Source organism: Mesorhizobium sp. BR1-1-3 (genome assembly GCF_020165455.1).
Lineage (GTDB): Bacteria > Pseudomonadota > Alphaproteobacteria > Rhizobiales > Rhizobiaceae > Mesorhizobium > Mesorhizobium ciceri.
This window is the reverse complement of sequence record NZ_JAIUIC010000015.1, coordinates 84593-97154: the sequence shown is the minus strand read 5'-3', so window position 1 is coordinate 97154 and position 12562 is coordinate 84593. Positions and strand designations below refer to the sequence as shown.

The window sequence follows — 12562 nt, the reverse complement described above, 5'->3', positions numbered from 1 at the left end:
GGTTTTCCGAAACGATCACGCTCAAACAAGAACGACGGGCCGGTTTCAACGAAGTTGAAACAGGCTCAAGGCCCAACAAACGAGGACCAAGAACAATGCAACCGAACCTGAGATTCTCGCGCGGCGAATATGCGGATCGCCTCGCCAAGACACGCAAAGCCATGGAGGTGAAGGGCGTCGATCTTCTTGTTATCAGCGACCCGTCCAATATGGCCTGGCTGACCGGCTATGACGGCTGGTCGTTCTACGTGCATCAGGCGGTTATCGTGCCGCCATCGGGCGAGCCGGTCTGGTACGGCCGCGGCCAGGACGCCAACGGTGCCAAGCGCACTGCCTATCTCGCGCATGACAACATCGTCGGCTATGCCGATCACTATGTGCAGTCGACCGAGCGCCACCCGATGGATTTTTTGGCCAGCGTGCTTGCGGATCGCGGCTGGGGCAAGCTCACCATCGGCGTCGAAATGGACAATTACTGGTTCTCGGCGGCCGCCTTTGCCTCGCTGCAGAAGCATTTGCCCAATGCCCGCTTTGTCGATGCCACCGCGCTGGTCAACTGGCAGCGCGCGATCAAGAGCCCGACCGAGATCGACTATATGCGCAAGGCGGCTCGCATCGTCGAGGCGATGCACCAGCGCATCTTCGACAAGATCGAGGTCGGCATGCGCAAATGCGATCTCGTTGCCGAAATCTATGATGCCGGCACGCGCGGCGTCGACGGCATCGGCGGCGACTATCCGGCGATCGTGCCGCTGCTGCCGTCGGGTGCCGATGCCTCGGCGCCGCATCTGACTTGGGACGACAGACCGATGAAGCGGGACGAGGGCACCTTCTTCGAGATCGCCGGCTGCTACAACCGCTATCACTGCCCGCTGTCGCGCACCGTCTTCCTCGGCAAGCCGACGCAGGAATTCCTCGATGCCGAGATGGCGACGCTGGAAGGTATGGAAGCGGGGCTGGCCGCGGCCAAACCCGGCAACGCCTGTGAGGACATCGCCAACGCCTTCTTCGCCGTGCTGAAGAAGTATGGCATCGTCAAGGACAACCGCACCGGCTATTCGATCGGACTGTCCTATCCGCCGGACTGGGGCGAGCGCACGATGAGCTTGCGTCCCGGCGACCGCACCGAACTCAAGCCCGGCATGACCTTCCATTTCATGACCGGCCTGTGGCTGGAAACGATGGGACTGGAGATCACCGAGTCCATCCTGATCACCGAAACCGGTGTGGAGAGCCTGGCCAATGTGCCGCGTAAGCTGGTGGTGAAGGATTGAGCCCGATGTCGAATCTACGCTCATCACCGGTCGCGCCGACCGTCGATTTCGACCGCGACGGCGTCCAGCACGGCTTCCTGCGCTTGCCCTACAGCCGCGACGATTCCGCGTGGGGCTCGGTGATGATACCGATCTGCGTCATCCGCAACGGCAACGGGCCGGCAGCTCTGCTGTCCGGCGCCAACCATGGCGACGAATATGAGGGGCCGCTGGCCCTCTACGATCTCGCCAGGACCCTCGATCCCAGGCAAGTCAGCGGCACGGTGATCATCGTGCCGGCAATGAACTATCCGGCGTTCCGCGCCGGCACGCGCACCTCGCCGATCGACAAGGGCAACATGAACCGCAGCTTTCCCGGCCGGCCGGACGGAACGGTGACCGAAAAGATCGCCGATTACTTTCAACGTGAGCTGCTGCCTCGCGCCGACATCGTGTTCGACTTCCACTCCGGCGGCAAGACGCTGGACTTCGTGCCGTTCTGCGCGGCGCACACTTTGCCCGACAAGGCGCTGGAACAGAAAGCCTTTGACGCGGTCGCGGCCTTTGCCGCTCCGTTCTCGATGCGCATGATCGAGATCGACGCCGTTGGCATGTACGACACGGCAGCCGAGGAGATGGGCAAGGTCTTCGTCAGCACCGAACTTGGCGGCGGCGGCACGTCGCGCGCGCAAACCGTGCGGATCGCGAGGCGCGGCATTCTCAACGTGCTGCGTCATGCCGGCATTGTAGATGGTGCGGTCGAGAAGACTCGAACCCAGTGGCTCGACATGCCGTCGGGCGATTGTTTCTCGTTCGCCGAAGACGACGGCATGATCGAAACCATGGTCGATCTCGGTGAGCCCGTCAAAGAAGGCTCGGTGCTGGCGCGCATTCATTCCACCGGCCGCACCGGCGTCGCTCCGCAGGAGATCCGGGCAAAAATGTCGGGCATGCTTGCGGCGCGGCATTTCCCCGGGCTGGTTAAGGCCGGCGACTGCGCGGCGGTGGTGGCTGTGCACGTCTGAGCGGCTCCGCCGGGGCCTGCTCCACCCGGTTCGGGTCCATCGTCACTTGTTCTGCGTCCGTCGCGGAGCCCTTCGGCGCGGCGGAAAGAAGCAGGATAGCGGGCGGAGTCGACATTGCAGGAGGATGTCACTATATAGCGGCGGCTTCGACCCGCGCGCCCGAGGGCAGCACCTCGAAGCAACTGTGAATGTGTAGTGTTTTGCGCCATCTATTGTGACGGAAATCGGCTCGGAAACCGGAAAAAAGCAAATAGAAACAGTGGCGCAGCGCTGGGTGTGACCCAGCCAACGGTACCGACCCCTCCAGAATCAGAAAATGCCCTTGACCCCTCGATTTCCTATGGCTCTGTGGACCTTGGACGGCATTGGCTTGCCGGCTGACCGCGACTCGGCTGGAATGGGGACATGCATCCTTTGCGGGATGTCGACGTTTATGATTACCAACCGGCTTTGCCGCCAGGGAACAGCAGTATGAGCGAACACGCCATCGAATTCTTGCGGGGATGGATCGGCGAAAAGGTCCATTGCCAATCCTCCCAGGCAAGGATCGACAAGCAGGCCGAAACCTTGGCCAAGGAGTGCGCCGCCGAGGCGGCCGAGGTCGGCATTCCGCTGGAGGATATCCAGGAAGAAGTCGGCGATATCCAGGAACTTATCGCATCCCGGCTTGAGGAAGCGGCCGAGGCCGAAGAAAGCCAGCAGGCCCCCAGAAAAGCCGCGGAATGATCAAAGCCGCCGAATGATCGCATAGCGGCGACGTTGTTGCAGCGCGGGCTTCTGGCCCGCGTTTTTGTCTTCAGCCAAACGTCTCCTTCAGCCACGTCTTCGGCAGCGCCGGCACGAAATTCCCGTCGCGTCCGGTCATATCGTCATTGGCAACCAGCGCGTTGAGGATTGCTTCCTCTACGGTCTGGATCACCGCATCGAAAAACGGATCGATGTCGGTATCGGGAATAAAATCGGCACTGGCGATGCGGCCGGATGGCGCCCGCGCGGCGCTCGCATTGGCGGTCGAGAAGGCGATGAAAATGTCGCCTGAACTGTGATACCCGAAGCCTCCGGTCATGGCGACGCCAAGCGGCACCCGTCGGGCCAGCCGCTTCATCTGATGCGGCAGGAACGGTGCGTCGGTGGCGATGACGGCGATGATCGAACCCTTTTCGGCGCGCGGTGTGCCTTCGCGGACAGCCGGTTCGACGAGTTGCGGCCCGGCGCGCAGGCCGCGAATGGTTATGTTGCGCCGTTTGCCAAAATTGGACTGCACGAAGGCGCCGACCGTATAGGCACGGCCGTGCCATTCGACGATGCGCGATGCCGTGCCGGAGCCGGCCTTGAAGCCGAAGGTGATCATGCCGGTGCCGCCGCCGACGCTGCCTTCCTCGATCGGTCCGCCGGCGGCACCGTCGAGGGCCTGCGCAACATGCTCCGACGTCAAATGGTGGCCGTTGATGTCGTTGAGGAAGCCGTCATAGGTCTCCGCCGCCACCGGCAGTCCCCAGCCGCTGTCGAGCGCCGCCGGCAGCACGCTTTGCATCCAGCGCAGCGTGCCGTCGCGGGAAACACCGCAGGAATGCGTGTTGGTGACGGTGATCGGGAAGTTGAAAGCGCCGGTTTCCTCGACGATGTGCGAGCCGGTCAGTTCGCCGTTTCCGTTCTGGCTGAAGATCCCGGCGAAGACCGGGTTGGCGAGGTCGGCAAGCGGCCTGGGCAGGATCGCGGTCACGCCGGTGCGCACCGGTCCCTTGCCGACGACAAGCGCGCCATCGCCCGAGATCAGCGTCGCATAGCCGACCGCGACGCCGGGCACATCGGTGATCGCGTTGAACGGTCCAGGCCGTCCGTCGAAGCCGATGCCGAAATTTCGCGCGCGCGGTTTGCCTGAGGGCGTTGCCAGATGATGCGGATTGTCGGTCATGGTGTCAGAATAGGGATCCCTGATTGCCAGGCTCTTTGGCCTTGGCCGCCGGCTTGGCCACGGCTTTCGGTTTTGCCGTGCCGCTGATTGCCACCGCATCGGCGGTCCCGTCGGCGAACTCGAGCGAAAGCGCCATTCCCGACGCCACGTCGGCAGCCTGCTTGACGACGGCGCCGTCCGCATCTCTCACCAGCGCAAAGCCGCGGGCCAGGACGGCCTTGTGCGACAGCGACGCCATCAACCTGTCGGCCTGGACGACGCGGCCGCGCAGGCGCTCCAGCCTGAGCACCACTGCTTGCGTGCCGCGTCTTGTCAAAGCTGTCAGCAAATCCCTCTGCACGCGTTGCCGCCGTGCCGTCGGCTCGATCGTGATGCGGCCTTGCAGCATGGCCAGTTGCTGCTTGTGCCGCTGCAGCGAAGCCCTGGCACATTTTGGCAATTGATCCGCCGCCCGGTTAAGCTCCGCACGCCGGGCTCTTGCCATCGCACGCAGTGCCCCTTGTGCTCGCAAAAGATTGCGTTCGTTGGTGCGCCGGGCCTCTGCAATGCGCTGCGACAGCATTGCCGGTGTCAGTTTCACGGCAAAAAACCTTGCACGCTTGCGTTCGGTGGAGACCAACAGGCCCCGGCCGAGCCTGGATGTCGCCTCATCGAGGCGCCGGCGCGGCAGCGCCAGCAATTGATCGGGCGAGGGCAGAGCCCGGGCGGCGGCACGGGCGGCCTGCCGCTTGCGCTCGAAATTGCGCAGCACCGCCGCTTTCAGCCGCGCACCGAGGCTGGCAAGCGTTGCCTCGAGGTCGGCCTTCACCGGCACAGCGATTTCGGCCGCGCCTGTCGGTGTCGGCGCCCGCACGTCGGCAACGAGGTCGATCAGCGTCCAGTCGGTCTCGTGGCCGACAGCCGAGATCACCGGAATGCCGGAAGCGGCAACCGCGCGGGCGAGCGCCTCGTCGTTGAACCCCCAGAGGTCTTCGAGGCTGCCGCCGCCACGCGCCACGATCAACAGATCGGGCCGCTGGATGGCGCCATCCCATGCCAGCGCGTTGAAGCCGTTGACCGCGGCGGTCACTTCCGCGCCTGACGTCTCGCCTTGCACGCGCACCGGCCAGACCAGGACATGCAGCGGAAAGCGGTCCTTGATGCGGTGGATGATGTCGCGGATGACGGACCCTGTCGGCGAGGTGACGACGCCGATGACGCACGGCATGAACGGCAGCAGCCGCTTGCGACCGGTGTCGAACAGCCCCTCGGCCTGCAGCCGCCGCTTGCGCTCCTCCAGCAGCGCCATCAGGGCGCCGGCGCCAGCCGGCTCCAGATTGTCGATGACGATCTGATAGTTGGATTTGCCGGGATAGGTGGTGAGCTTGCCGGTGGCGATCACCTCCATGCCCTCTTCGGGACGGAACTTCAGCCGGCTCATCGTGCCTTTCCACACCACGGCGTCGAGCCGCGCGCGGTCGTCCTTCAGCGCGAAATAGGCATGACCTGAGGAATGCGGCCCGCGATAGCCTGATATCTCGCCACGCACCCGCACATTGCCGAAAACGTCCTCGACCGTGCGCTTCAGCGCGCCGGAAATCTCGCTCACCGTATATTCGGCGGCGTTGGTGCGTGATTCGGATGCTACTTCGGTCATCCGTCGATTGGGGAACGGTTGGGCGCCCGCGTCAAGGCGGTTGCGTCGGGCCAGCCGTTCATAACCCGCACACCTGGCCCTGCCTACCAGCCGGGCAGGATCTGGTTCGGCTTGGTTCGCCGCAGCTTGGTGAAGGCGAGCGCTGCGAAATCGAACGTTCCGGGGTCTTCGCCGACCGGCACCGAGATGTTGTCCAGGCTTTCCGAAATATGGCGGGCGAGCGCATCGACGATCTCCGGCCGCGACGTCTGGCCGCGCATGATGCCGATGCGGCAATCGGGCAGGGCGCCGAAGCCGTCGGCTTCGCCCAGCACCCGCATACCGGGTCTGAGCGCGCATTCCGGCAGCACCGAGATTGCCAGCCCGGAAAGCACCGCGGCGGTGATGACGGTGGCCGAGAAACTGGTGAACAGGATACGATAGTCGCGGTTCTGCTGGTCGAGCACATCGACGGCGGCGCGCCGCCAGATGCAGTTCGGCCGGCCGAAGGCCATCGGCAGCGTTTCCTGCTCATGCGTGGCATGATTGGCCGAGGTGACCCACAGCAGCGGTTCGCGCCGCACCACCTCCGACTGGCCGCGTACGTCGTTGTGCGTCACCAGCGCGAGGTCGAGATTGCCGCGCTTGATATGCTCGACCAGCCCCGGCGTCGGCTCGCAGATGACGGTGAGTTCGACGCGCGGATTGGAGCGGGTGAACCGTGCCATGATCTCGGGCAGGAAACGATCGGCGTAGTCGTCGGGCGTGCCGATGCGGATCGTGCCTTCGAGCCGCCGGTCGTCGAAGGCCGCCAGGGTCTCGCGGTTGAGATAGAGCAGCCGCCGCGCATAGGAGAGCAGCTTGTCGCCTTCCTCGGTCAGCCTGTTGGTGCGTCCGTCCTTTTCGAACAGCGGCTTGCCCAGCCGCTCCTCCAGCCGGCGCATCTGCATCGACACCGCTGACTGGGTCCGGTGCACCTCTTCGGCTGCTCGCGTGAAGCTGCCGGTGTCGGCAATCGAGATGAAGGTCTGCAACTGATCGAGATCGAGCGGCGATTTCATCGATATGATCCATCACTGGTGTTGATGGTAAAGATTAGAAACATTCGTTGGATTAATCAATCGGCCGATGGCAAATTGGCATTGTCCACATGAAGGCATGTGAATCGAAGCCGGAACGGCCGCTGTCGCCAGCGCCGATCGCAAGGCTTTGCCCGTTCGAGTCTGAAGGAGACCGACAATGACCACGTTCGATTTCGCCACCGAGACCTCGCGCATCACCTCGCGTCCGGCCGTTGCGACGCGCGTGGCCAACACCGTCTCCAACATCTACCGCGCCTGGAAAAACCGCCGCGCCTTCTATCGCCTTGGCGAGATGTCGGACGCCGAACTCGCCGATATCGGCCTGACGCGCGCCGACCTGCATGTCGCTATCGACGTGCCGTTTGGCCGCGACCCGACGGCGATGCTGCGCGAGATCGCCAGCGATCGCATCGAAACGATCGAGGATTTCGCCCGCAAGGTGGCCTGATCGGTTGCTTGTTGTTTAGGTTGCCGTGAACCTTTTCAGGGTTCGACGCGACTGACGAGTATGCAGGCTCCCACTCCCTGCCGGATCCCCCCGGCCCGCCTGCACTCTGCCCGGTCCTCCCAGGACCGGGCTTTTCTCTTTCTACCTCAGCGAAGACCGCCTACCGCCGGTCCATGTCCCGCTTAAACTGGTCGAAGATCGTCTCCACGCCCTTCTGGTAGTCGTCACGCTGCTGGGCGCCGGTTTCGAACATCTTGCCGAACAGGTCGTCGAACGGGTTTTTCGGACGGCCGCTCGGATTGGCCTGTGGCTGCGGTGCCTGACGTTGCGGGGGCGCTTGAGGCTGTTGCGGCGCCGGCTGTCCGCCGGGGATGCCGCCTAAGCCACCGCCACCTTGCCGCAGCATCTCCTCGAAGATTTTCCCCAGCGGATTGTCTCCGTAGGGGCTTTGCGTCTGCTGGGGCTGCGGCTGCGCCCGCCCCTGCGGCTGCGGCTGAGGCGCGCCACCGCCGAACATGTCCTGCAGCACCTTGCCGAGCGGATTGTCGCCGTAGGGATTGGGTGCCGGCTGCGTCTGGCTTTGCGGCTGTGGCTGAGCCGCGCCGCCGCCGAACATGTCCTGCAACACCTTGCCGAGCGGGTTGTCCATCGGGTTCTGGGGCGGCGGCGCCTGGCGCGGCTGCGGCGCCGGGGCCTGCATGCCGCCGCCTTGCCGCATCATCTGCTCGATGATCTCGCCGAGCGGATTGTTGCCGCCGCCGCCAAAACCACCGGCGGCCTGCATCTGGTTTGCCGTCTGCTTGAACAGCCCGCCCATGACCATCGAGGCGATCGCCGGCAGCATCTGCTGCAGGATCTGCTGATTGACGCCGCTGGCTTGCGCCGCCTGGCTGGCCACGGCGCGAGACAGATCCTTCGAACCGAACAGGTGCCCGAGAATGCCGTTGCCCTCATCGACGCCTTGCGGCGAGAAGGCCCGGGTTGCGTCCTCGAAATACTTGGCGTGCTGGCCGCTGGCCATCGCCGTCATGAAGGCGCCGAGCCCATAGGGGTCGGCGGTGTTGCGTTGCAGCCCCTGCGAAAAGGCCGGCAGCAATGCAGCGACCGCGGCTTGCGTCTGCTGCATCGAAAGCCCGTATTGCTGGGCAAGGGCCTGCATGCCATTGCCGTTCTGGGCCTGCGTCAGCATGTCGAACAAGGTGGGCATCGGCGTCTCCTCCGGAAATCCTCGCCGAAGAAGCCTAGTTTGTTTCCACTTCCGATTGAAGCGACTTTTGCCGGCCGGTCAGCTTTGCCAAATCCGAGGGTTAATAGGCGTATTCCATGAAAACCGGCTCGATCGAGCCGCCCCAGCGCGTGTGATAGGCCGACAGCATCTCCTCGGCGCTGGTGGTGCCCCGCGCCACCACTTCGTCCAACGTGTTGAGGAAGGAGGTCTCGTCGTAGCCGTCGCGGTTCTTCTTGCCACGGTTCTTCAGTCCCATGCGGGAAATGACCATCACGTCACGCGCGATCTCGCGCAGCGTGGTGTTGCGGAACGGTGCGGAGATGCCTTGTTCCGGCACGGCATTGCGCATCGCCAGCGTTTCTTCATACGTCCAGCTCGAGGTCAGCGCCTCGGCGGCATCGAGTGCGGCCTCATCATAAAGCAGTCCGACCCAGAAGGCCGGCAGCGCGCAGATGCGCCGCCATGGCCCGCCATCGGCGCCGCGCATCTCGAGGAAGCGCTTCAGCCGCACATCCGGGAACAGCGTTGACAGATGGTTCGCCCAGTCGCCCATTGTCGGCAGCCCGTCCGGCACTTCATTGCGCGCGGCCCCGGCCATGAACTGGCGGAAGGTGATGTGGGTCATGTCGTGATAGCGGTCGTCGCGGATGACGAAATACATCGGTACGTCGAGCGCCCATTCGACATAGTCGGCGAAACCGAAATCGGGCGAGAAGCAGAATTCGAGCAGGCCCGAGCGCTGGTTGTCGGTGTCACGCCATATGTCGCCGCGCCAGCTCTGCAAACCGTTCGGGTGGCTTTCGGTGAAAGGCGAATTCGCGAACAAGGCCGTCGACAGCGGCTGCAGCTTCAACGACACCTGCATCTTGCGGCGCATGTCGGCCTCGCTCTCGAAGTCGAGATTCACCTGGATCGTGCAGGTGCGGTACATCATGTCGAGGCCCTTGGTGCCGACCTTGGGCATGTAGCGCGTCATGATCTCGTAGCGCGATTTCGGCATTTTCGGCGTCTCGGCTAGCGACCATTTCGGGCTGCCGCCGAGGCCGAGGAAGCGGATGCCCATCGGCTCGGCGATCTCGCGCACCTGCGCCAGATGGGCGTTGCCCTCGCGACAGGTCTGGTGGATCGTCTCCAGCGGTGCGCCGGAAAGCTCGAACTGGCCGCCGGGTTCCAGCGAAATCGCACCCTGGCCGGTCGGTTCGACCAGGCCGATGATGCGGCCGTCATCGACGATCGGATCCCAGCCGAGCTTTTCCTGCATGCCTTCGAGGATGGCGCGGATGCCACGCTCGCCGCCATAGGGGACCGGTGCATTGCCGTCGACATAGAAGGGGAATTTCTCGTGCTCGGTGCCGATGCGCCATTTGTCGCGCGGCTTGTTGCCTTCGGCCAGGTGCTCGACGAGTTCGTCGACACCTTCGATCGGGCGGAAATCGGTCGTATCGCGCGCCATGATGGTACCCTCAGAGGCGGCCGGATGACCGCCGGCGGTAAATGGACGAAATGTCAGCAGACGATCAAGCGAAAAATCCTGAGCCACAGGTCAACAGGAATTGAACGTTGCTGGAACTCTGCGTCCCTTGCAAGGGATGACGTCTCACCAGTCTCCGACCGTTGCCTGCATCACCGCGAATGCGGCCACCGCCGCCGTATCGGCGCGCAGGATACGCGGGCCGAGCGGAATGGCGGTGACGAAGGGCAGGGCGCGCAGCATCTTGCGCTCATCGTCGGAAAAGCCACCCTCCGGCCCGACCAGCAGCCCAAGCTTCTTTTCCTTGACCGCCTGCAGCGCGGCCAGCGGATTGTTGGTCGAAGCATCCTCGTCGCAGAAGATCAGCCGTCGCTCTGTGTCCCAGCCGGTCAACAGGCGGTCGAATTTTTCGGCTTCGCGCACCTGAGGCACCGCCAGGATGCCGCATTGCTCGGCGGCTTCGACGACATTGGCGCGCAGGCGATCGATCGACGGCTTGGCCACTTGCGTGTGCTGGGTAATGACCGGCTGCAGGATGCCGGCGCCCATCTCGACCGCCTTCTGCACGAGATAATCGAGCCGGCCCTGCTTCAGCGGCGCAAAGCAGTAGACGAGATCGGGCAGAGGCGGCTGCGGCCGCTGCAGCGCCGACACCTTCAGCCGCACCGCCCTTTTCGTCTTCGCCGATATGGCCGCCGACCACTCGCCGTCGCGGCCATTGAACACCAGGATTTCGGCGCCTTCGCCAAGCCGCAGCACATGCAGGAGATAGTGGCTCTGCTGTTGGCCGGCGTCGAATTCGATGTCCGGCGCGAGATCGTCGGTCACGAACAGACGTTGCATTTTGTAATTGGCGCGCATCGCCGAGGAATGAGCGAGCCGGCCGCCGGCGTCAAGCCTCGGCGGTCGGATGCCACACCGGCCGAAAGCCGTGCCGCAGCACGCAGAGCGTCGTGGCCGGCGTCAGTAGCGAGAGTGTCTTGCTTTTGAGCATGTCGAAATCGTTGGGGTGCTCATATCCCGCAAAGGACCAGCGCAGTGCCTTGCCGCTACGCAGGGCATAAACAGTGCCGCCATCCGCAACCACGACGCCGTCCGGCAGGCCGGCAAGGTCTTCAACCGCAATCACCGGCGGCTTGCCGCCTGACGCCAGCCGCTCCTTGTGCAGCCGCTTGTCGACCATCGGCGCGCGCGGTTCGGCGATGCCGAAGGCTTCGCCGAAGCGGCCGACGAAATCCCTGGCCCGTTCGCGCTGGCAAAAGAAGCAGGGGCGATGCCCGGCCGCCAGTGCGGTCACCTCGTCGAGGAAGAACAGCTCGGTCCAGCCCGCTTTACCGCCCTTCCTGTTGCGGCCCATCGGTTCGCGCCGCACATTTCGGAATTGGCAGACGCAGATGATCCAGGCTTGAAGCGCCCAGCGCTTTTTCTTGAGCGTCTTCGTCTCGGGGTCGTGGATGATGCCGCGATTGCCGGTGAACATGCCGCGATCGGGCACCGCGTGGATGATACCGAACGGATCGACCCGGTTCTGCAGTGGCATAGTTTTCTCTCCGGACACGCATCTTGGCTGCAATGCGAGCGGCATGATATCGCTCGTCGCAGCTTTTTCATGTCAGCAGGGTTTTGCGATGCGGGTGCTGGTGGTCCAGAACTACGACAATACCGGCCTCGGCCAGGTCGGCGCAGCACTTGCGGAAGCGGGCGCCGATCTCGACCTGCGTCTCCCTTACAGGGGCGATCCCCTGCCGGATGACGCGGCCGGGCATGATGCCATGGTGGTGCTCGGCGGGGGCCAGAATGCGCTGGCCGATGATGAGTATCCCTATTTCCCGGCACTGCTCGAACTGACCCGCGACTTTGCCGACAAGGATCGCGCCGTGCTCGGCATCTGCCTGGGCAGCCAGCTCGTCGCTCGTGCCTTTGGTGGCGAGAACCGTATCGGCGGCGCCAATGAGTTCGGTTGGCACGGCGTGTCGCTGACGCCTGACGCCAAGGCCGATCCGGTGCTGGGCGCTCTGCCGGCAAAGTTCCCGATCTTCCAATGGCACGACGACACCTTCGTGTTGCCCGAAAACGCCGTGCGGCTTGCCGGCAACGATGTCGCCGAGAACCAGGCGTTTCGCGTCGGCCGCGCCGTGTACGGTTTCCAGTTTCACTTCGAGGCCGACCGGCCGATGGTCAAGGACTGGAGCGCGTCCTTTGCCCCGACCATCGCTGCGCGCCATCCCGACTGGGCCGGCAAGCTCGATGGCGAAATGGCCCGCAACGGGCCCGATGCGGATGCCGCTGGCTTCGCCATTGCCCGGGCCTGGGTAGCGACCATCTGAGCGTTGGTCTCTCCGTACCCTCCAGCGTGACATAATTGGCACGCGGCGGTGAAACCGCCTGGGGAAAACGGTTTCATTCTTGGCTTGTGTCCGCCCGCCATCCTAGAAGGCGCGCGCTCTGCATCTTCTGTGCAACGGCTATGAACCTTTTGTGTGGCCCGCGCGACACACCGTTGATACAGAACATGCCTAGAAGCG

At 64.0% G+C, this 12562-nt stretch carries 12 protein-coding genes; 5 read left to right on the top strand and 7 right to left on the bottom strand.

Annotated features, from left to right (window positions below; genetic code table 11):
- The first annotated feature begins 95 nt into the window (after window positions 1-95).
- The 3 genes from doeA (at window position 96) to LB559_RS27620 (ending at window position 3004) form a co-directional block, all read left to right on the top strand.
- The gene (gene doeA / locus LB559_RS27630) at window positions 96-1274 is read left to right on the top strand and encodes an ectoine hydrolase DoeA (protein WP_224675448.1); all 1179 of its coding nucleotides are present in this window, start codon (window positions 96-98) and stop codon (window positions 1272-1274) included.
- Window positions 1275-1279: 5 nt separating this feature from the next.
- Window positions 1280-2278: a N(2)-acetyl-L-2,4-diaminobutanoate deacetylase DoeB gene (doeB, locus tag LB559_RS27625; RefSeq protein ID WP_024502317.1), complete on the top strand. Its 999-nt coding sequence runs from the start codon at window positions 1280-1282 to the stop codon at window positions 2276-2278.
- A 471-nt stretch (window positions 2279-2749) separates the two neighbouring features.
- Window positions 2750-3004 (top strand): DUF768 domain-containing protein, encoded by a 255-nt coding sequence (locus LB559_RS27620; RefSeq protein WP_013530335.1) that lies wholly within the window; start codon window positions 2750-2752, stop codon window positions 3002-3004.
- 70 nt (window positions 3005-3074) lie between these two features.
- Here LB559_RS27620 and LB559_RS27615 read toward each other — a convergent pair whose 3' ends face one another.
- The 3 genes from LB559_RS27615 to LB559_RS27605 form a co-directional block, all read right to left on the bottom strand.
- Window positions 3075-4193 (bottom strand): P1 family peptidase, encoded by a 1119-nt coding sequence (locus LB559_RS27615; protein ID WP_224675446.1) that lies wholly within the window; start codon window positions 4191-4193, stop codon window positions 3075-3077.
- Between the two features lie 4 nt (window positions 4194-4197).
- On the bottom strand, window positions 4198-5829 hold the full coding sequence (xseA, locus tag LB559_RS27610; protein WP_224675445.1) for an exodeoxyribonuclease VII large subunit: 1632 nt from the start codon (window positions 5827-5829) through the stop codon (window positions 4198-4200).
- A gap of 83 nt (window positions 5830-5912) precedes the next feature.
- Window positions 5913-6869, bottom strand: a complete 957-nt coding sequence (locus LB559_RS27605; RefSeq protein ID WP_063170125.1) for a LysR substrate-binding domain-containing protein — start codon at window positions 6867-6869, stop codon at window positions 5913-5915.
- Window positions 6870-7047: 178 nt separating this feature from the next.
- Between LB559_RS27605 and LB559_RS27600 the strand changes: the two genes are divergently transcribed.
- Window positions 7048-7338: a DUF1127 domain-containing protein gene (locus LB559_RS27600; RefSeq protein ID WP_013530339.1), complete on the top strand. Its 291-nt coding sequence runs from the start codon at window positions 7048-7050 to the stop codon at window positions 7336-7338.
- Between the two features lie 160 nt (window positions 7339-7498).
- On the opposite strand, the gene LB559_RS27595 is transcribed toward LB559_RS27600, so the two are convergent.
- The 4 genes from LB559_RS27595 to LB559_RS27580 all read right to left on the bottom strand — a co-directional run bounded on the left by LB559_RS27595 (window position 7499) and on the right by LB559_RS27580 (window position 11577).
- Window positions 7499-8545, bottom strand: coding sequence for a DUF937 domain-containing protein (locus LB559_RS27595; RefSeq protein WP_024502320.1), 1047 nt, complete (start codon window positions 8543-8545; stop codon window positions 7499-7501).
- A 100-nt stretch (window positions 8546-8645) separates the two neighbouring features.
- Window positions 8646-10019, bottom strand: a complete 1374-nt coding sequence (locus LB559_RS27590; protein ID WP_013530341.1) for a glutamate--cysteine ligase — start codon at window positions 10017-10019, stop codon at window positions 8646-8648.
- Window positions 10020-10163: 144 nt separating this feature from the next.
- Window positions 10164-10898, bottom strand: coding sequence for a 16S rRNA (uracil(1498)-N(3))-methyltransferase (locus tag LB559_RS27585; protein WP_127366732.1), 735 nt, complete (start codon window positions 10896-10898; stop codon window positions 10164-10166).
- Window positions 10899-10929: 31 nt separating this feature from the next.
- Window positions 10930-11577: a hypothetical protein gene (locus LB559_RS27580; protein ID WP_224675444.1), complete on the bottom strand. Its 648-nt coding sequence runs from the start codon at window positions 11575-11577 to the stop codon at window positions 10930-10932.
- An 88-nt stretch (window positions 11578-11665) separates the two neighbouring features.
- On the opposite strand from LB559_RS27580, the gene LB559_RS27575 reads away from it, so the two are divergent.
- The gene (locus LB559_RS27575; RefSeq protein WP_224675443.1) at window positions 11666-12364 is read left to right on the top strand and encodes a type 1 glutamine amidotransferase; all 699 of its coding nucleotides are present in this window, start codon (window positions 11666-11668) and stop codon (window positions 12362-12364) included.
- Window positions 12365-12562 lie beyond the last annotated feature (198 nt).

Bases quoted from the DNA above. Each gene is read 5' to 3' on its own strand.
- LB559_RS27600 (WP_013530339.1), top strand. From the start codon at position 7,048: ATGACCACGTTCGATTTCGCCACCGAGACCTCGCGCATCACCTCGCGT.
- xseA (WP_224675445.1), bottom strand. From the start codon at position 5,829: ATGACCGAAGTAGCATCCGAATCACGCACCAACGCCGCCGAATATACG.
- LB559_RS27575 (WP_224675443.1), top strand. From the start codon at position 11,666: ATGCGGGTGCTGGTGGTCCAGAACTACGACAATACCGGCCTCGGCCAG.
- LB559_RS27590 (WP_013530341.1), bottom strand. From the start codon at position 10,019: ATGGCGCGCGATACGACCGATTTCCGCCCGATCGAAGGTGTCGACGAA.
- LB559_RS27620 (WP_013530335.1), top strand. From the start codon at position 2,750: ATGAGCGAACACGCCATCGAATTCTTGCGGGGATGGATCGGCGAAAAG.
- LB559_RS27615 (WP_224675446.1), bottom strand. From the start codon at position 4,193: ATGACCGACAATCCGCATCATCTGGCAACGCCCTCAGGCAAACCGCGC.
- LB559_RS27595 (WP_024502320.1), bottom strand. From the start codon at position 8,545: ATGCCCACCTTGTTCGACATGCTGACGCAGGCCCAGAACGGCAATGGC.
- LB559_RS27585 (WP_127366732.1), bottom strand. From the start codon at position 10,898: ATGCGCGCCAATTACAAAATGCAACGTCTGTTCGTGACCGACGATCTC.
- LB559_RS27605 (WP_063170125.1), bottom strand. From the start codon at position 6,869: ATGAAATCGCCGCTCGATCTCGATCAGTTGCAGACCTTCATCTCGATT.
- LB559_RS27580 (WP_224675444.1), bottom strand. From the start codon at position 11,577: ATGCCACTGCAGAACCGGGTCGATCCGTTCGGTATCATCCACGCGGTG.
- doeB (WP_024502317.1), top strand. From the start codon at position 1,280: ATGTCGAATCTACGCTCATCACCGGTCGCGCCGACCGTCGATTTCGAC.
- doeA (WP_224675448.1), top strand. From the start codon at position 96: ATGCAACCGAACCTGAGATTCTCGCGCGGCGAATATGCGGATCGCCTC.